At 55.1% G+C, this 18,402-nt stretch carries 16 protein-coding genes; 12 read left to right on the forward strand and 4 right to left on the reverse strand.

What is annotated here, in order from left to right; translation table 11 throughout:
• The first annotated feature begins 85 nt into the window (after positions 1 to 85).
• The 8 genes from AFK63_RS03605 (at position 86) to AFK63_RS03640 (ending at position 8,932) form a co-directional block, all read left to right on the forward strand.
• Positions 86 to 1,252, forward strand: coding sequence for a bifunctional tRNA (adenosine(37)-C2)-methyltransferase TrmG/ribosomal RNA large subunit methyltransferase RlmN (locus AFK63_RS03605; protein ID WP_038861284.1), 1,167 nt, complete (start codon positions 86 to 88; stop codon positions 1,250 to 1,252).
• Positions 1,253 to 1,672: 420 nt separating this feature from the next.
• Positions 1,673 to 2,680 carry a cytoskeleton protein RodZ gene (gene rodZ / locus AFK63_RS03610; protein ID WP_038861285.1) on the forward strand — a complete coding sequence of 336 codons (1,008 nt, stop codon included), beginning with the start codon at positions 1,673 to 1,675 and terminating at the stop codon, positions 2,678 to 2,680.
• A gap of 26 nt (positions 2,681 to 2,706) precedes the next feature.
• A complete protein-coding gene (gene ispG / locus AFK63_RS03615) occupies positions 2,707 to 3,825 on the forward strand; it encodes a flavodoxin-dependent (E)-4-hydroxy-3-methylbut-2-enyl-diphosphate synthase (protein ID WP_038861286.1) in 1,119 nt (372 codons plus the stop codon).
• A gap of 114 nt (positions 3,826 to 3,939) precedes the next feature.
• The gene (gene hisS, locus AFK63_RS03620) at positions 3,940 to 5,214 is read left to right on the forward strand and encodes a histidine--tRNA ligase (RefSeq protein ID WP_038861287.1); all 1,275 of its coding nucleotides are present in this window, start codon (positions 3,940 to 3,942) and stop codon (positions 5,212 to 5,214) included.
• A gap of 35 nt (positions 5,215 to 5,249) precedes the next feature.
• Positions 5,250 to 5,870 (forward strand): YfgM family protein, encoded by a 621-nt coding sequence (locus AFK63_RS03625; protein WP_038861288.1) that lies wholly within the window; start codon positions 5,250 to 5,252, stop codon positions 5,868 to 5,870.
• 10 nt (positions 5,871 to 5,880) lie between these two features.
• Entirely contained in the window at positions 5,881 to 7,062 is a 1,182-nt protein-coding gene (gene bamB, locus AFK63_RS03630; RefSeq protein WP_038861289.1) for an outer membrane protein assembly factor BamB, read from the forward strand.
• A gap of 119 nt (positions 7,063 to 7,181) precedes the next feature.
• On the forward strand, positions 7,182 to 8,660 hold the full coding sequence (gene der / locus AFK63_RS03635; protein ID WP_038861290.1) for a ribosome biogenesis GTPase Der: 1,479 nt from the start codon (positions 7,182 to 7,184) through the stop codon (positions 8,658 to 8,660).
• A gap of 50 nt (positions 8,661 to 8,710) precedes the next feature.
• On the forward strand, positions 8,711 to 8,932 hold the full coding sequence (locus AFK63_RS03640) for a zinc ribbon domain-containing protein (protein ID WP_038861291.1): 222 nt from the start codon (positions 8,711 to 8,713) through the stop codon (positions 8,930 to 8,932).
• On the opposite strand, the gene AFK63_RS03645 is transcribed toward AFK63_RS03640, so the two are convergent.
• From AFK63_RS03645 to xseA, 3 genes are all read right to left on the reverse strand, one after another.
• The gene (locus tag AFK63_RS03645) at positions 8,929 to 9,279 is read right to left on the reverse strand and encodes a protealysin inhibitor emfourin (RefSeq protein ID WP_038861292.1); all 351 of its coding nucleotides are present in this window, start codon (positions 9,277 to 9,279) and stop codon (positions 8,929 to 8,931) included. The genes AFK63_RS03640 and AFK63_RS03645 overlap by 4 nt on opposite strands.
• A complete protein-coding gene (locus AFK63_RS03650; protein ID WP_038861293.1) occupies positions 9,279 to 10,304 on the reverse strand; it encodes a M4 family metallopeptidase in 1,026 nt (341 codons plus the stop codon). Before AFK63_RS03650 ends, AFK63_RS03645 begins: the two co-directional genes overlap by 1 nt.
• A gap of 81 nt (positions 10,305 to 10,385) precedes the next feature.
• Complete coding sequence (gene xseA, locus AFK63_RS03655; RefSeq protein WP_038861294.1) at positions 10,386 to 11,759, reverse strand: exodeoxyribonuclease VII large subunit; 1,374 nt, start codon at positions 11,757 to 11,759, stop codon at positions 10,386 to 10,388.
• 170 nt (positions 11,760 to 11,929) lie between these two features.
• On the opposite strand from xseA, the gene guaB reads away from it, so the two are divergent.
• The 4 genes from guaB to AFK63_RS03675 all read left to right on the forward strand — a co-directional run bounded on the left by guaB (position 11,930) and on the right by AFK63_RS03675 (position 17,291).
• A complete protein-coding gene (gene guaB / locus AFK63_RS03660; protein ID WP_038861295.1) occupies positions 11,930 to 13,396 on the forward strand; it encodes an IMP dehydrogenase in 1,467 nt (488 codons plus the stop codon).
• A 66-nt stretch (positions 13,397 to 13,462) separates the two neighbouring features.
• Entirely contained in the window at positions 13,463 to 15,040 is a 1,578-nt protein-coding gene (gene guaA, locus AFK63_RS03665) for a glutamine-hydrolyzing GMP synthase (RefSeq protein WP_038861296.1), read from the forward strand.
• 307 nt (positions 15,041 to 15,347) lie between these two features.
• Positions 15,348 to 16,538, forward strand: a complete 1,191-nt coding sequence (locus AFK63_RS03670; RefSeq protein ID WP_038861297.1) for a tyrosine-type recombinase/integrase — start codon at positions 15,348 to 15,350, stop codon at positions 16,536 to 16,538.
• A gap of 123 nt (positions 16,539 to 16,661) precedes the next feature.
• On the forward strand, positions 16,662 to 17,291 hold the full coding sequence (locus AFK63_RS03675) for a hypothetical protein (RefSeq protein ID WP_038861298.1): 630 nt from the start codon (positions 16,662 to 16,664) through the stop codon (positions 17,289 to 17,291).
• Positions 17,292 to 17,419: 128 nt separating this feature from the next.
• Here AFK63_RS03675 and AFK63_RS20105 read toward each other — a convergent pair whose 3' ends face one another.
• Complete coding sequence (locus tag AFK63_RS20105; protein WP_236613091.1) at positions 17,420 to 18,394, reverse strand: LuxR family transcriptional regulator; 975 nt, start codon at positions 18,392 to 18,394, stop codon at positions 17,420 to 17,422.
• Positions 18,395 to 18,402 lie beyond the last annotated feature (8 nt).

The following is an 18,402-nucleotide window of genomic DNA, read 5'->3' on the forward strand; positions in this document are numbered from 1 at the left end:
CCGGATGAGCCTGCTCTTACCGGGGCGTCTTTTTTTATCAACCCTCCAGAGGCCGTAACGTGTAACAACGAGGCCAGGATCGAATATGTCTGAACACATTGTCACGCCTGAGACTGACTCAGCAGCGCCTGCTATTAAATCTGAAAAAATTAACCTCCTCGATCTGAACCGCCAGGAAATGCGCGAGTTCTTCAAAACTCTGGGTGAAAAGCCGTTTCGCGCCGATCAGGTGATGAAATGGATGTATCACTATTGCAGCGATGATTTCGATGAGATGACCGACATCAACAAAGTGCTGCGCGGAAAGCTCAAGGAAGTGGCGGAAATCCGGGCGCCGGAAGTGGTCGAAGAGCAGCGCTCTTCCGATGGCACCATCAAATGGGCGATTGCGGTCGGCGATCAGCGCGTTGAGACGGTCTATATCCCTGAAGACGATCGCGCCACGCTGTGCGTTTCTTCGCAGGTGGGCTGCGCGCTGGAGTGCAAATTCTGCTCGACTGCGCAGCAGGGCTTTAACCGCAACCTGCGCGTGTCGGAAATTATCGGTCAGGTGTGGCGCGCGGCGAAAATTATCGGCGCGGCCAAAGTGACTGGCCAGCGTCCTATCACCAACGTGGTGATGATGGGGATGGGCGAACCGCTGCTGAACCTCACCAACGTGGTGCCGGCGATGGAAATCATGCTCGACGATTTTGGCTTTGGACTTTCCAAACGCCGCGTGACGCTCTCCACCTCGGGCGTGGTGCCTGCGTTAGACAAACTTGGCGATATGATAGACGTGGCGCTGGCTATTTCGCTGCACGCTCCGAACGATGAAATCCGCGATGAAATCGTACCTATCAACAAGAAGTACAACATCGAAACGTTCCTCGCCGCCGTACGTCGTTATATTGGAAAATCTAACGCCAACCAGGGCCGCGTGACCATCGAGTATGTGATGCTGGATCACGTGAACGACGGTACCGAACACGCGCATCAGCTGGCTGAACTGCTGAAAGATACGCCGTGCAAAATCAACCTGATCCCGTGGAACCCGTTCCCGGGCGCGCCGTATGGCCGCAGCTCCAACAGCCGTATCGATCGCTTCTCTAAGGTGCTGATGAGCTACGGCTTTACGACTATCGTGCGTAAAACGCGCGGCGATGATATCGACGCGGCCTGCGGGCAGCTGGCGGGCGATGTTATCGACCGTACCAAACGCACCCTGCGCAAGCGCATGCAGGGTGAACCTATCGCTGTCAAAGCAGTCTGACAGGCAATACAAAGCCTGTAAGGTCACGCGGGCAGGCTATCGCGTGACCAGTTCTGGCGCAGGCGCAGCGATTGCTGCGTAAAGAAGCGCCCGTGGTGAATAATTACGGTGCGTTTCTCTGCGCTTTAAGGCAGTATGTAGCGTCGCAACAACATGTTAGCTGGGGCTTTCTGGCTTATCTGGCGCGACTTAACAGACACCGGATAAAAAGCTGGCTATGGTTAACTAACGTTTCTGATTATCGCCTGCGGCAGCGCGCCGTCTGAGGCGTTAAAATACGGGAACGGGTAACGGATGACGCGCAGTGCGTGTGTCCGATGAGAATGATTTCGCGGTATGGGCAGACAGGACAGCGAAACGTTGTCTTATTCCTGCCGGTGCCAGGTTCCTCAATGAAAACAGTACCAGCAGTTGTAGCTAATGAATACTGAAGCCACTCACGAAGAAAATGCACCACACACCACGGGTGAGCGTCTGCGCCTTGCCCGTGAACAACTGGGACTCAGCCAACAGGTTGTGGCGGAACGTTTATGCCTGAAGGTTTCGACTGTCCGTGACATTGAAGAGGACAACGCGCCTGCGGACCTGGCCTCCACGTTCCTGCGCGGCTATATCCGCTCCTACGCGCGCCTGGTGCACGTTCCGGAAGAAGAACTGCTGCCGATGCTTGCCAAACAGGCGCCGGTGAGAACCGCGCAGGTCGCGCCGATGCAAACCTACGCGCTCGGCAAAAGCCGTAAAAAACGCGACGGCTGGCTGATGAGCTTTACCTGGCTTGTGCTTTTTGTTGTGGTCGGCCTGACGGGCGCCTGGTGGTGGCAAAACCACAAAGCGCAGCAGGAAGAGATCAGCACGATGGCTGACCAGTCCAGCGCAGAGCTGAGCCAGAACGCGGCCAATAGCCCGCAGTCCGTTCCGTTGAATACCGATACCACCGCTGACGCGTCGCAGGATCAGGCGACGCCGCCAGCGGATCTGCCAGCCGGTGATACTCAGAATACCGCTTCTGCGAGCCCGCAGCCGACGCCGATGCCTTCGCCGAATACGGCAAGCCAGCAGCCGGTCGTGGTACCGCCGAGTCAGGCGACCACCGACACCGCCGCGCAGCAAAACGCCGCGCAAAGCCAGCTGCCTGTCGGCCAGGCCTCTACCGCACCTGCCGCAGACGCCAACGCGCTGGTGATGAATTTCACCGCCGATTGCTGGCTTGAAGTGACAGACGCGACCGGTAAGAAATTGTTCAGCGGTCTGCAACGTAAAGATACTAATCTGAATCTGACCGGTGAGGCGCCGTACCGTCTCAAAATCGGCGCGCCGTCGGCAGTGCAGATTCAGTACCAGGGCAAACCGGTGGATTTGAGCCGTTTTATCAGAACTAACCAGGTTGCACGTCTGACCCTCAATGCCGAACAATCAGTAACGCAGTAACAGACGGGCAATGAGGGAGATTTGTCATGCATAATGAAGCGCCCATTCAGCGTAGAAAATCTAAACGGATATTCGTCGGTAACGTCCCCATCGGCGATGGCGCGCCCATCGCCGTACAGTCGATGACCAATACGCGCACGACGGATGTCGAGGCGACGGTCAATCAAATTAAAGCACTGGAGCGCGTGGGCGCGGATATCGTTCGCGTCTCGGTGCCGACGATGGATGCCGCTGAGGCGTTTCGTCTCATCAAGCAGCAGGTCAACGTTCCGCTGGTCGCGGATATTCACTTCGACTACCGCATCGCGTTGAAAGTCGCCGAATATGGCGTCGACTGCCTGCGCATTAATCCCGGCAATATCGGTAACGAAGAGCGTATTCGCTCGGTAGTAGACTGCGCGCGCGATAAAAACATTCCGATCCGCATCGGCGTTAACGCCGGATCCCTTGAAAAAGATCTCCAGGAAAAATATGGCGAGCCGACGCCGCAGGCGTTGCTGGAATCCGCCATGCGTCACGTCGATCATTTAGATCGCCTCAACTTCGATCAATTTAAAGTGAGCGTGAAAGCCTCTGACGTATTCCTGGCGGTAGAGTCCTATCGTCTGCTGGCGAAGCAGATCGATCAGCCGCTGCATCTCGGGATCACCGAAGCGGGCGGCGCTCGCGCGGGCGCGGTAAAATCCGCGATCGGCCTTGGGCTACTGCTTTCCGAAGGGATCGGCGACACGCTGCGTATTTCGCTCGCGGCCGATCCTGTCGAGGAGATCAAAGTCGGTTTCGATATTCTGAAATCACTGCGTATTCGCTCCCGCGGCATTAACTTCATCGCCTGCCCGACCTGTTCCCGTCAGGAGTTCGACGTTATAGGTACGGTGAATGCGCTGGAGCAGCGTCTGGAAGATATCATTACGCCGATGGATGTTTCGATTATCGGCTGCGTGGTGAATGGCCCTGGCGAAGCGCTGGTATCAACACTTGGCGTCACTGGCGGCAACAAGAAAAGCGGCTTTTACGAAGAAGGCGTGCGCAAAGATCGTCTGGATAACGACGATATGATCGCACAGCTGGAAGCCCGCATTCGCGCCAAGGCATCGATGCTGGATGAGAACCGCCGCATCAGCGTGCAGCAGCTGGAAAAATAACGCAAACGTGGGAAGCGGCGTGCTTCCCGTGTATGATTGAACCCGCAAACCGCCCCAGCCACACCGGAGCGGTCTGTTTCGGGTTCATTTTTTGTATAGAAAAAGAGAATAAACGTGGCAAAAAACATTCAAGCCATCCGCGGCATGAACGATTACCTGCCGGGCGATACCGCCATCTGGCAGCGCATTGAAGGCACACTCAAGCAGGTGCTCGGCAGCTACGGTTACAGCGAAATCCGTTTGCCGATTGTAGAGCAGACCCCGTTGTTCAAACGCGCTATTGGTGAAGTGACCGACGTGGTTGAAAAAGAGATGTATACCTTTGAGGACCGCAACGGCGACAGCCTGACTCTGCGCCCCGAAGGCACCGCGGGCTGCGTGCGCGCCGGCATCGAACATGGTCTGCTGTACAATCAGGAACAACGCTTGTGGTACATCGGCCCGATGTTCCGTCATGAGCGTCCACAGAAAGGACGCTACCGCCAGTTCCATCAGCTCGGCGCCGAAGTGTTTGGCCTGCAGGGCCCGGATATCGACGCGGAACTGATTATGCTGACCGCGCGCTGGTGGCGCACGCTGGGTATCGCCGAACACGTTTCGCTGGAGCTGAACTCTATCGGCTCGCTGGAAGCGCGTGCGAATTACCGCGATGCGTTAATCGCGTTTCTTGAGAAGCACATCGATAAACTCGATGAAGACTGCAAACGCCGCATGTATTCAAACCCGCTGCGCGTGCTGGATTCCAAAAATCCGGACGTGCAGGCGCTGTTAAACGACGCGCCGATGCTCGGCGATTATCTCGATGAAGCGTCCCGTGAGCACTTCGCCGGCCTGTGCGCTTTCCTCGACGACGCGGGTATCACTTACACCGTCAACCAGCGCCTCGTACGCGGCCTCGACTATTACAACCGCACCGTCTTTGAGTGGGTCACCACGAGCCTCGGCTCGCAGGGCACCGTCTGTGCGGGCGGCCGTTACGACGGCCTGGTCGAGCAGTTAGGCGGCCGCGCGACCCCGGCAGTGGGTTTCGCGATGGGCCTTGAACGCCTCGTTTTACTGGTTCAGGCGGTAAATCCGGAATTTACGGCGGATCCTGTTGTCGATATATACCTGATTGCGTCCGGTAACGGCGCGCAGTCGGCAGCAATGCAGCTGGCCGAGCGGGTTCGTGACGCGCTGCCGGGCTGCAAGCTGATGACCAACTACGGCGGTGGCAACTTTAAGAAGCAGTTCGCCCGCGCAGACAAATGGGGCGCGCGCATCGCGCTGGTTCTGGGCGAGGACGAAGTCGCCAATCGTCAGGTTGTGGTGAAAGATTTGCGTTCAGGTGAGCAACAGGCGCTCGCGCAAAGCGAACTGGCCGCGCATCTGCAGACGCTGCTGGGCTGATTTCCCGGCGACATATCGTTAAGGAGAAGGACTGCGTGGAAATTTACGAGAACGAAAACGAGCAGCTCGACGCGGTAAAGCGTTTTTTTGCCGAAAATGGCAAAGCGCTGGCGGTGGGTGTGGTATTAGGGATTGGCGCGCTGGTTGGCTGGCGTTTCTGGAACGGCTCGCAGGTCGATACCGCTCGCGAAGCGTCGCTGCACTATCAGAATGTCATGACTGACGTCCGCGCGGACGATCCGAAAACCCTGAGCGCGGCGGAGCAGTTCGTCGCCCAGAACAAAAACAGCTACGGCGCGCTGGCCTCGCTAGAACTGGCGCAGCGCTATGTCGATAAAAACGATCTCAACAAAGCCGCGCAGCAGTTGCAGCAGGGCATTGAGAACGCGAAGGACGAGAATCTGCGCTCGCTGATGAACCTGCGCTTAGCGCGCATTCAGATCCAGCAGAAACAGGCAGATGCCGCGCTGAAAACCCTGGATAGCGTGAAAGGCGAAAACTGGTCGGCGATGGTAGCCGATTTGCGCGGCGACGCGCTGCTGAGTAAAGGCGATAAACAGGGCGCGCGTGATGCCTGGAGCAAAGGAGCGAATGATAAAAATTCCCCGGCGCTTGGCGATATGATGCAGATGAAAATTAATAACTTGTCCATCTGAGAGGGACCCGATGCAATTGCGTAAATTAGTTCTGCCAGCGATGCTTTCCGTCACGCTGTTAAGCGGTTGCTCACTGTTTAGCGGTGAAGAAGATGTGGTGAAAATGTCGCCGCTGCCGACCGTTGAAAACCAGTTTGCACCGGAAGTCGCCTGGGACACCTCCGTAGGGAGCGGGATTGGCGATTTTTACTCTAACCTGCACCCGGCGTTTCTTGATGGCAACGTCTACGCGGCGGACCGTCGTGGCACCGTAAAAGCAGTGAATTCGCAGGATGGCAAAGAAATCTGGAGCGTCGATCTCTCAGATAAAACCGGCTTTTTCTCCCGTAACCGTCCGGCGCTGCTCTCCGGCGGTGTGACCGCCGTTGGCGCGCATGTGTATGTCGGCAGCGAAAAGGCGCAGGTTTATGCGCTCAATACCTCTGACGGCTCTGTCGCCTGGCAGACCAAAGTGGCGGGCGAAGCGCTCTCCCGCCCGGTCGTCAGTGACGGCATGGTGCTGATTCATACCAGCAACGGCATGTTGCAGGCGCTGAACGAAAGCGACGGCGCTATCAAATGGACCGTGAATCTGGATATGCCGTCACTCTCGTTGCGTGGTGAATCCGCACCGGCGTCCGCCTTTGGCGCCGCGATTGTCGGCGGCGATAACGGCCGCGTCAGCGCAGTGCTGATGCAGCGCGGCCAGATGATCTGGCAGCAGCGCATTTCGCAGGCGACGGGCGCAACCGAAATCGATCGTCTGAGCGACGTCGATACGACGCCGGTTATCGTTAACGGCGTGGTTTACGCGCTGGCGTATAACGGTAACCTGACCGCGCTGGATCTGCGCTCCGGTCAGATTATGTGGAAACGCGAGCTGGGCTCGGTGAATGATTTCATCGTTGACGGCGGACGTATCTACCTGGTAGACCAGAGCGATAACGTGCTGGCGCTGAATGTGGAAGGCGGCGTCACGCTCTGGACCCAGACGCAGCTGCTGCACCGTAACCTCACCACGCCGGTGCTCTATAATGGATCGCTGGTGGTGGGCGACAGCGAAGGCTACCTGCACTGGATGGATACCGATAATGGCCGCTTCGTGGCACAGCAAAAAGTGGACAGCTCCGGCTTCCAGACCGAGCCTGTCGTAGCGGATAACAAGATCCTTATCCAGGCTAAAGACGGCACGCTCTACGCGATTTCGCGTTAACAGACAGGCGTAGCACAGCTAAAACGGCTCCTGATCACTGCAGGGGCCGTTTCCTGTTTTCTGAAGCCCGCGCTTTGATGCGGGTTTAACAATGATTTATCAGTAATGAGGCTTTAAGAATGATACCTGTGGTCGCGCTGGTCGGGCGCCCTAACGTCGGAAAATCCACGTTGTTCAACCGTTTAACCCGCACCCGGGATGCGCTGGTAGCGGATTTCCCGGGGCTGACGCGTGACCGCAAATATGGTCGTGCCGAAGTGGAAGGACGTGAATTTATCTGCATCGATACCGGCGGTATCGATGGTTCGGAAGAAGGGGTGGAAACCCGCATGGCGGAACAGTCGCTGCTGGCGATTGAAGAAGCCGACGTGGTGCTTTTCATGGTTGATGCCCGCTCAGGTCTGATGCCGGCGGATGAGGCTATCGCCCAGCATCTGCGCAGCCGCCAGAAACCGACGTTCCTGGTCGCCAACAAGACCGACGGTCTCGACCCGGATCAGGCGGTCGCGGATTTCTACTCGCTCGGTCTCGGTGAAATTCACCCGATTGCGGCGTCTCATGGCCGTGGCGTCACCTCGCTGCTGGAACATGTACTGGTGCCGTGGATGGACGATGTCGATCCGCCGGAAGAAGTGGACGAAGAAGCCGAATACTGGGCGCAATTTGAGGCCGAGCAAAATGGCGAAGTTGTGGAAGAAGAAGAGGACGACTTCAACCCGCAGGATCTGCCGATCAAACTGGCTATCGTCGGGCGTCCGAACGTAGGTAAGTCAACGCTTACCAACCGCATTCTCGGCGAAGACCGTGTTGTGGTTTTCGACATGCCTGGCACTACGCGTGACAGCATCTACATTCCGATGGAACGCGACGGGCGCGAGTTCGTGCTTATCGATACGGCGGGTGTGCGTAAACGCGGCAAAATCACTGACGTGGTAGAGAAATTCTCGGTCATCAAAACGCTCCAGGCGATTGAAGACGCCAACGTGGTGCTGTTGGTGATTGACGCGCGTGAAGGGATTTCCGATCAGGACCTCTCGCTGCTGGGCTTTATTCTCAACAGCGGTCGCTCGCTGGTGATTGTTGTCAACAAGTGGGATGGCCTGAGCCAGGAAGTGAAGGACGAAGTCAAAGAGACGCTGGATTACCGCCTCGGCTTTATCGATTTCGCCCGCGTTCACTTTATCTCTGCTCTGCACGGCAGCGGCGTCGGCAACCTGTTTGAATCGGTACGCGAAGCGTATGACAGCTCCACGCGCCGCGTCAGCACCGCGCTGCTGACCCGAATCATGAAAATGGCGGAAGAAGATCATCAGCCGCCAATGGTGCGCGGTCGCCGCGTGAAGCTGAAATATGCGCACGCGGGCGGTTATAACCCGCCAATTGTGGTTATCCATGGTACTCAGGTAAAAGACCTGCCGGATTCCTACAAGCGTTATCTGATGAACTACTTCCGCAAATCGCTGGACGTGATGGGCACGCCGATTCGCATTCAGTTCAAGGAAGGGGCGAACCCGTTTGCCAACAAGCGAAACACGCTGACGCCAAACCAGCTGCGTAAGCGTAAACGCCTGATTAAGCACATCAAGAAAAGTAAATAACCGGAGCGGGAGTCATTATGACTCCCGCTGTGTTTTTAAGGAGGTATCGCGTGGAATTACGTTGTCCGAACTGTCAAAACCCGCTAGAGCCGAGCGAGCGCGGCGCGCATTGCTCCACCTGCCATCAGGATTATCAGGTTGAAGCGCGCTGTCCCGACTGCCAGCAGCCGCTGGAAGTGCTGAAAGCGTGCGGCGCGGTAGACTATTTCTGCCGTAACGGCCACGGGCTGATTTCGAAAAAACGCGTCGAGTTCACGCTTCAGGCGCACTAATCGCAGATACAGCCCTCGCCACGCTTCCAGAGCTCGCGCAGCCCTTCCGGCGCGGCGTTTTCCGGCACCAGAAGTACGATATCGGCATAACCGGCCTGGTTATGCTGCGTCCAGAGGATCTGGATGCGGAAATAGCGCTGATCGCCGCGCCCCGGCGAATCGGGCTGCCCTGGCGCAAACGCCTGCGGCAGCGCCTGGTGCAGAATATCAATAAGCCGCTGGCGCTGTTCGGCGTTCAGCTCGGCGACGGCGATGCGCCGCTGACCGGCAAGGCGTGGCATATACGCCACGCCGCCTTCACGCGCCAGCTCTACGACGGCGTCATCCGTCAGATCTGGCAAGTCCATTACAATACTCCTGTGGTTTTCCACGCCTGTTCGATAGCCTGCGCCACGCTGTCGCCGGAGCGTTTACGGCCATGCTCAATCGTCAGTTTCGCGAAACTCGCGAAATCGGCATTCTGCGAAAGTGAGCGGTCACACACGGTGTCGTACCAGGCATAACCCGCTTTTTCCCACGCATAGCCGCCAATCGCCGTCGCCGCCAGGTAAAACGCGCGGTTGGGAATGCCGGAGTTGATATGCACGCCGCCGTTATCCTCGCGGGTTTTAACGAAGTCATCCATATGACCGGGCTGCGGATCTTTACCCAGTAGCGGGTCATCGTACGCTGTGCCAGGCGCTGACATCGAACGCAGGCCGGTGCCATTAATGCCTTCCGCCAGCAACCCTTCGCCGATTATCCAGTCCGCCTGATCCGCCGTCTGCTGCCGATGGTATTGCTTCACAAGCGCGCCGAAGACATCGGAAAGCGATTCATTGAGCGCGCCCGCCTGCTCGAAGTAGATAAGCCCGGCTTCAGTTTCCGTCACGCCGTGACTCAGCTCGTGCGCCACGACGTCAATAGCGATGGTAAAGCGGTTGAAGATTTCACCGTCTCCATCGCCGAACACCATCTGCTGGCCGTTCCAGAAGGCGTTCTGGTATTCGCGCCCATAGTGCACCGTGCCGCTGAGGATAAGCCCTTTATTGTCCAGCGAATCGCGCTTATACGCTTTCCAGAAGAAATCGTGGGTAACGCCCAGATAGTCGTAAGCTTCATCTACCGCCACATCGCCTGCCGACGGTTCGCCCTCGCGGCGTACTGGCTTCCCGGGCAGCTCTTCACGGTTCTGAGCATCGTAGATATCGCGCTCCAGCTCGCCCTTAGCGGAGACGTGCGGCGCGGCGGGCTTCGCATGCTGATGCGCCATCAGCGTCTGGACATGGGTGAGGGTCTGGCGCGCTTTCTGCTGCTGGGGCGCTGAGCCGTTATCGATAATACGGCGCAGAAGGTAGGGGGGAATAACGGTCGGATAACGTGAATCGTTCATGGGGTCTCCTTACTCGGCAAGTGCCGTTGAAAAAACCAACACTTGCAGTATAGTTCGTGACCCGCTGATTGCCCCTGAGGCTTATCCGGTTTTCTTTTTGCGCGTTTTTTTGGCGGGCGTAATCTGGCGCACCTCGCTTTCCACCCAGCCGTCCGCCAGCCGCGTGGTCAGGGTATCGCCGGGCTGCACCTGTTTCGTCGCTTTCAGCACGTTGCCATCGCCAGCCGTGGTGACGCTGTAGCCGCGCGCCAGCGTCGCCAGCGGGCTGACGGCCTCCAGGTGCGTGATGGCGTTGCCAAAGCGCTCCCGCGTGTGGCTGAGGCGCGCTGAGACCGTCTGGGCGAGCCGATACTCCAGTTGCTGAATACGAGCCGAGGCGCGGTGCAGACGCGGCAACGGCTGCTGCTGGTTAAGGCGTTGCGTCAGACGACTCTGACGTTGTGTCGCCTGACGCAACCGGCTGTCGAGCGCATTGTCCATTCTCTGGCGCAGGCGCATCAGCAGAGTCTGCTGACGGGCGAGACGCAGTTGCGGATGCTGTTGCTCCAGCCGGTGATGCAGGCGCGTAAAGCGCTGCTGGCGGTTGGCCAGCGAATAATCCATCGCCATTTCAAGGCGCTGTTGCAGCCCCTGCACCTGACGCAGCAGCTCAAGCTGATTGCGGCTGACGATTTCCGCAGCGGCAGACGGCGTCGGCGCGCGCAAATCCGCGACGAAGTCGGCGATAGTGACGTCGGTTTCATGCCCGACCGCGCTCACCACCGGAATGCGGCTTGCAAAAATCGCGCGCGCCACGCGCTCGTCGTTAAAACTCCATAAATCTTCCAGCGAGCCACCGCCGCGCCCGACAATTAACACATCGCACTCGTCGCGGCGGTTGGCAAGCTCAATGGCGCGCACAATCTGCGCGGGCGCATCGTCGCCCTGCACGGCGGTGGGGTAGATAATGACCGGCAGCGACGGATCGCGGCGGCGCAGCACGTTTAGCACATCATGCAGCGCCGCGCCGGTTTTCGAGGTGATAACCCCGACCTGGCGCGCCGGAGAGGGCAGCGGTTTTTTCAGCGCCGGATCGAACAACCCTTCGGCGGCGAGCTGCTGCTTGAGCTGTTCATAGCGCTGTTGCAACAGACCTTCACCTGCGGGCTGCATGCTTTCAACGATGATTTGATAATCGCCGCGCGGCTCGTAGAGCGTGATATTCGCGCGCACCAGCACCTGTTGACCGTGCTGGGGCCGGAAGGTGACGCGGCGGTTGCTGTTGCGAAACATCGCGCAACGCACCTGGGCGGTGTCGTCTTTAAGCGTGAAGTACCAGTGCCCGGACGCGGGCTGGCTGAAATTAGAGATTTCGCCGCTGATCCAGACCTGGCCCATCTCCTGCTCAAGCAGCAGACGAACGCTCTGGTTAAGGCGACTGACGGTAAAAATTGAGGGGGTCTGAGTAAGCGGCATGTGAGCTGGATCAAATTTTAAATCAGCGGGTTATTCAATCGATAGTAACCCGCGCGCTGAGTATCGCAACCATTTTTCGCAAAAAAATGTAGAAGCAATCGGTTACGCTCTGTATAATGCCGCGGCAATATTTTATCTGTTCTCATTCACCCCAGGTTGAGATATTGCCCATGCTACGTATCGCTAAAGAAGCACTGACGTTTGACGACGTCCTCCTCGTTCCCGCTCACTCTACCGTTCTGCCGAATACTGCGGATCTCAGCACGCAGCTGACCAAAACTATCCGCCTGAACATCCCGATGCTTTCAGCGGCGATGGACACCGTAACGGAAGCGCGTCTGGCGATTGCCCTGGCGCAGGAAGGCGGCATCGGCTTTATCCACAAAAACATGTCCATCGAGCGCCAGGCGGAAGAAGTCAAGCGCGTGAAAAAACATGAGTCCGGTGTGGTGACCGACCCGCAAACCGTGCTGCCGACCACGACGCTTCGCGAAGTGAAAGAGCTGACCGAACGCAACGGTTTCGCCGGCTACCCGGTAGTGACCGAAGATAACGAACTGGTGGGCATTATCACCGGGCGTGACGTGCGTTTTGTGACCGATCTGAACCAGCCGGTCAGCGTCTACATGACACCTAAAGCGCGTCTGGTGACGGTGCGCGAAGGCGAGTCCCGCGATGTCGTGCTGGCGAAGATGCACGAAAAACGCGTTGAGAAAGCGCTGGTCGTGGACGACAGCTTCCATCTGCGCGGCATGATCACCGTAAAAGATTTTCAGAAAGCCGAACGTAAGCCGAACGCCTGTAAAGACGAGCAGGGCCGTCTGCGCGTAGGCGCTGCGGTGGGCGCGGGCGCCGGTAACGAAGAGCGCGTCGACGCGCTGGTTGCCGCAGGCGTTGACGTGCTGCTGATTGACTCCTCTCATGGCCATTCCGAAGGCGTGCTGCAGCGCATTCGTGAAACCCGCGCCAAATACCCGGATCTGCAAATCATCGGCGGCAACGTCGCCACCGCCGCTGGCGCGAAAGCCCTGGCGGACGCCGGCGTCAGCGCGGTAAAAGTGGGCATCGGCCCAGGCTCCATCTGCACCACTCGTATCGTCACCGGCGTCGGCGTACCGCAGATCACTGCGGTGGCAGACGCGGTTGAAGCGCTGGAAGGCACCGGCATTCCGGTTATCGCCGATGGCGGCATCCGTTTCTCCGGCGATATCGCCAAAGCGATCGCGGCAGGCGCAAGCGTCGTGATGGTGGGCTCTATGCTGGCAGGCACCGATGAATCCCCGGGTGAAATCGAACTCTATCAGGGCCGCGCTTATAAATCCTATCGCGGTATGGGCTCGCTTGGCGCGATGTCCAAAGGCTCTTCCGACCGCTACTTCCAGACCGATAACGCCGCAGACAAGCTGGTGCCGGAAGGCATCGAAGGCCGTGTGGCGTATAAAGGCCGTCTTAAAGAGATTATTCACCAGCAGATGGGCGGCCTGCGCTCCTGCATGGGACTGACCGGTTGCGCCACGATTGACGAGCTGCGCACCAAAGCGGAATTTGTGCGTATCAGCGGCGCGGGCATTCAGGAAAGCCACGTTCACGATGTGACCATTACCAAAGAGTCTCCGAACTACCGTATGGGTTCTTAATTTTCCTCGCCCGGCGTTCGCGTCGGGCGTTTACTTTTTGTCAGCTACTTTCTGGAAAAAGCGTCAATGACGGACAACATTCATAAGCATCGTATCCTTATCCTCGACTTCGGTTCTCAGTACACCCAACTGGTGGCCCGCCGCGTGCGCGAGCTGGGCGTTTACTGCGAACTGTGGGCCTGGGACGTGACAGAAGAGCAGATCCGCGGCTTTAACCCTAACGGGATTATTCTCTCTGGCGGCCCGGAAAGCACCACCGAAGAAAACAGCCCGCGCGCGCCGGAATATGTCTTTAATGCCGGTGTGCCTGTGCTGGGCGTCTGCTACGGCATGCAGACTATGGCGATGCAGCTCGGCGGCCACGTTGAAGGCTCTAACGAGCGTGAATTCGGCTATGCGCAGGTAGAAGTGAAAACCGACAGCGCGCTGGTGCGCGGCATTGAAGATGCGCTGAGCGCCGACGGCAATCCGCTGCTGGATGTCTGGATGAGCCACGGCGATAAAGTGACCGCCATTCCGTCTGATTTCGTCACCGTCGCCAGCACCGAAACCTGCCCGTTCGCGATTATGGCGAACGAAGAAAAACGCTTTTACGGCGTGCAGTTCCACCCGGAAGTGACCCATACCCGTCAGGGCCTGCGTATGCTGGAGCGCTTTGTGCGCGACATCTGCCAGTGTGAGGCGCTGTGGACGCCCGCGAAAATCATCGACGATGCCGTTGAGCGCATTCGTCAGCAGGTGGGCAATGATCGCGTGATCCTCGGTCTTTCCGGCGGCGTGGATTCTTCCGTCACCGCGATGCTGCTGCATCGCGCGATTGGCGACCGTTTAACCTGTGTTTTCGTGGATAACGGCCTGCTGCGCCTGAACGAAGCCGAGCAGGTGATGGATATGTTCGGCGACCATTTCGGTCTTAATATCGTCCATGTTCCGGCGGAAGCGCGCTTCCTTGACGCGCTGGCGGGCATCGACGAGCCGGAAGCCAAGCGTAAAACGATTGGGCGCGTGTTCGTGGAAGTGTTCGATGAAGAAGCGCTGAAGCTCGAAGACGTAAAATGGCTGGCGCAGGGCACTATCTATCCGGATGTGATTGAATCTGCGGCGTCCGCCACCGGCAAAGCGCATGTCATCAAATCGCACCACAATGTAGGCGGCCTGCCGAAAGAGATGAAAATGGGCCTCGTCGAACCGCTCAAAGAGCTGTTTAAAGACGAAGTGCGCAAGATTGGTCTGGAACTGGGCCTGCCGTACGACATGCTGTACCGTCATCCGTTCCCTGGGCCGGGTCTCGGCGTTCGCGTGCTGGGCGAAGTGAAGAAAGAGTATTGCGACCTGCTGCGTCGCGCTGACGCTATCTTTATCGAAGAACTGCGTCGCGCCGATCTCTACGACAAAGTAAGCCAGGCGTTCGCCGTGTTCCTGCCGGTGCGCTCCGTCGGCGTGATGGGCGATGGCCGTAAATATGACTGGGTCGTCTCTCTGCGCGCCGTAGAAACTATCGACTTCATGACCGCCCACTGGGCGCATCTGCCGTACGATTTTCTGGGACGCGTCTCTAACCGCATCATCAACGAAGTGAACGGCATTTCCCGCGTGGTGTATGACATCAGCGGTAAGCCGCCTGCAACGATTGAGTGGGAATGATTTCGCGTCTGGCAACAGCCTGCACGTAAAAGCAGTAAAGTACCTCTAAGCCCGCGTAACTGCGGGCTTTTTTGTTTTTATGTCTGGCACTTTCTGGCACCTGTTAGCAACGGGAAGCACGGTTTTTTCAATGGAATTTTTGATGGTACTCTCTTGTTTTGAATTCAGGTTTGAAAAAGTACCATGTGATAAATTTCGGTTGAGTTATGGTATTTGTTTTTTATAAATCGATTAAAAACAGATAGTTAAATGACGTTTCTGAATTTTTTACAACATGGTATTTTTTGATAAAGGAAAACAATAAACCATGTTGACTGACACTAGGCTGCGTCACCTTAAGCCGAAGGAGAAACTCTATAAAGTTAATGACCGTGATGGTCTGTATGTTGCGGTCACTCCGGCTGGAACTATTTCATTTCGTTATAACTACTCAATAAACGGAAGACAGGAGACCGTTACTTTTGGCCGCTATGGTGTGGGAGGGATCACGCTTGCAGAAGCGCGTGAACGGCTCAATGAAGCTAAAAAAATGGTTGCCGGTGGAAGATCGCCAGCGAGGGAAAAAGCTAGAGATAAAGCGCGTATCAAAGATGCGGAGACTTTTGGCGCATGGGCTGAGAAATGGTTACGCGGCTATCTAATGGCTGAATCGACGCGTGATATGCGGCGTTCGGTATATCAAAGGGAGTTGAAGTCAAAATTTGCCCAGCAGAAACTTAGTGAGATTACACATGAAGACTTACGCGCATTAACCGATAACATTGTCGAGAGAGGGGCACCGGCGACAGCTGTACACGCCAGAGAGATTGTATTGCAAGTCTATCGCTGGGCTATTGAGCGCGGTCAGAAGGTTGAGAATCCCGCTGATCTGGTACGGCCTGCAAGCATAGCGAAATTTGAGCCGCGTGACAGGGCATTGACGCCAGTTGAAATTGGTCTGATGTATCGGTACATGGAACGGGTAGGAACGACGCCATCAATCAGAGCAGCAGTTAAACTTTTGCTGTTAACTATGGTACGTAAAAGTGAGCTTACTAACGCAACCTGGAACGAGATCAATTTTAGTGAGGCATTATGGACGATACCAAAGGAGAGGATGAAACGACGTAATCCACATTTGGTTTTTCTTTCCAGACAGGCAATGGATATTATGATTGCTCTCAAAACCTTTGCCGGTAGCTCTGATTTTATCCTTCCTTCGCGGTACGATTCCGATGCGCCAATGAGTAGCGCTACTTTAAACCGGGTTTTGACACTGACGTATCGCCTGGCTCAGAAAGAAGGGGAGTTGTTGCCTAAGTTTGGTCCCCATGACTTACGGCGTACAGCCAGCACCTTGCTACATGAGGCCGGGTACAATACTGACTGGATTGAGAAGAGCCTTGCCCATGAACAAAAAGGGGTACGAGCTGTTTATAACAAGGCTGAATATCGTGAGCAGAGGGCTGAGATGCTACAAGATTGGGCGAATATGATTGATGAATGGACTATTAAGTAGTTAAAAATCAGTAAGTTAAGTGGGTATGCTTCTTTTATCTACGCTAGGAGAGCAATTTTAGCCGCTAAAATTTACTGAATCTTTACTGGTTTTATCTGGATTGCATAAAAAGGAAAAATAAGAGTGCCTGAGTTGTCTGTAATTATACAATGGATGAATCAATACCCTAAGACCGGCTGGCTATTGCTGTGTATCTATATTGCACTCGGTGTAGTTCGTCACAGAGTAATTAATGCTGAATCTGGAAGTGTATTTCGTGGATTACTCAATCTTAGGAAGCGCCGGCTAGAGCAAATGCTGACACAGCCATATTTGAATAAAAATGCGGTCCGTCTGGCAAAGCGTGAGCTTCGTCAGCGCAGCCTTTATCGGCTCACAGGCTTGTATAATTATCGGCTGCAGGATTTGGCTGTAATAATGTGTGATCGTTATGGGTTGCGGGCTGGTTACCTCAAGCCGTGGCGTAACTGGCTCGAAGAACGGGATGGACGGATTGTGTTCAACAGTAAATGGCATAGTTTTCGCTGGCGTCTTTTTCAGGCAGGTCAGATTGCAAACACAGTTCTATTAATATTATTCATTATGTATATAGCTTCTCATTCTTCGGCCGAAATGATCGCACCGCTTATGTTACTCTTCATGCTTGTATGGTGGTTTCCGTGGCTAATGGTCACCTCGGTACCTACCCCTAGGTGGACTCGCGAAATGGAAGTCTATCTGGAGAAGTTTAACAGTGAACAGACCATGGTTTAAACTATCCTTTGTTGCCATATATTCAGAATGAATTATCTGGTTTTTTGGGGGGCCTCCAAAGAGTAATACTCACAAAATGATAATCGTATATATGTGATTAAATTTTTCGGTTGGTTTGTTCAATTCTGCTAGAAGTTATTATTAATATAAAATTCTTTTCTTACTGATGCTAACGCTTTAGACACAGCTTGACGAGTTATAGGGTAGTGGTATTTTTTTGTTAAAATCTGTGAAACCTCTGATTGATTAAATCCCTGATATATTAATAGAATTATTTTTTTCTTAGCGTCAGAGATTTTAGAGTCAACCATTCTTCTCGCAATATTTCTAAGTTCACCTAAATCTGCGGGGGTTATTTTTTGACGCAGCATCCACTCATAAAAATAGGCATCAATTAATTTATCCCCTGAGTTCGCGTTAGCTGTTCTTGGTTTCGCGCATTGCCGCCTCAGTCTTATTAGTTCTGTATTAAACTGTTCGAAAGAACGCTTCCCTTGCCTATACTTTGGATTCCATAGACCATTGGTCAGTCTGGGCCGATGGTCAGAACAATATCGATCACTAAGAACAAGTTTCCCATGATCAGGGAATTCATTATCGCTAGCATAATATTCATTGATCTCACTGAGCAAGCCAGAAAATTCAGTGTGGTTACCGCAGAACTCGCAAAAACCGAGCTTACGCTGTGAATTTATAGTTACCCCTTTTGCAGGTGAAGACTTTTTTGGGCGCTTGGAAGCACATTCACTGACTAACTCAATAAGTGATTCAATCGTAGCAATAAAGCATTTATCAAGAGAGGTTTGACGATCTAAAGTTATGACGAAATTACGTAAAAGAAGTCTTTGTGCCTGTGCTACGACTTTTAAACCCGCTTTTTTAAGTAGTTCACTAAATTCTAAATTTGCTCCAGAAATGTAGTTTTTATGACTTGGTGGCAGGGAATTTACATAAGCAGCTACTGCTGGATCAATAACTTCCTGTATGAGACGCAGTATTGGATACCTCCGTGAAAATATGGAGTACGGAGAACTACGCTCTACAAATAATTTAATTGCAGCTGCAACCGTGAGGTCACAGCCTTCCCAGATAGTAATTTTCATGTCAACCA

It is taken from the genome of Cronobacter muytjensii ATCC 51329, from assembly GCF_001277195.1.
In the GTDB taxonomy this organism is placed as follows: Bacteria; Pseudomonadota; Gammaproteobacteria; order Enterobacterales; family Enterobacteriaceae; genus Cronobacter; species Cronobacter muytjensii.

Coding starts and splice junctions, on each gene's coding strand:
- AFK63_RS03670 (WP_038861297.1), top strand. CDS start 15,348: ATGTTGACTGACACTAGGCTGCGTCACCTTAAGCCGAAGGAGAAACTC.
- guaB (WP_038861295.1), top strand. CDS start 11,930: ATGCTACGTATCGCTAAAGAAGCACTGACGTTTGACGACGTCCTCCTC.
- bamB (WP_038861289.1), top strand. CDS start 5,881: ATGCAATTGCGTAAATTAGTTCTGCCAGCGATGCTTTCCGTCACGCTG.
- AFK63_RS03605 (WP_038861284.1), top strand. CDS start 86: ATGTCTGAACACATTGTCACGCCTGAGACTGACTCAGCAGCGCCTGCT.
- AFK63_RS03650 (WP_038861293.1), bottom strand. CDS start 10,304: ATGAACGATTCACGTTATCCGACCGTTATTCCCCCCTACCTTCTGCGC.
- AFK63_RS03645 (WP_038861292.1), bottom strand. CDS start 9,279: ATGGACTTGCCAGATCTGACGGATGACGCCGTCGTAGAGCTGGCGCGT.
- xseA (WP_038861294.1), bottom strand. CDS start 11,759: ATGCCGCTTACTCAGACCCCCTCAATTTTTACCGTCAGTCGCCTTAAC.
- rodZ (WP_038861285.1), top strand. CDS start 1,673: ATGAATACTGAAGCCACTCACGAAGAAAATGCACCACACACCACGGGT.
- ispG (WP_038861286.1), top strand. CDS start 2,707: ATGCATAATGAAGCGCCCATTCAGCGTAGAAAATCTAAACGGATATTC.
- guaA (WP_038861296.1), top strand. CDS start 13,463: ATGACGGACAACATTCATAAGCATCGTATCCTTATCCTCGACTTCGGT.
- der (WP_038861290.1), top strand. CDS start 7,182: ATGATACCTGTGGTCGCGCTGGTCGGGCGCCCTAACGTCGGAAAATCC.
- AFK63_RS20105 (WP_236613091.1), bottom strand. CDS start 18,394: ATGAAAATTACTATCTGGGAAGGCTGTGACCTCACGGTTGCAGCTGCA.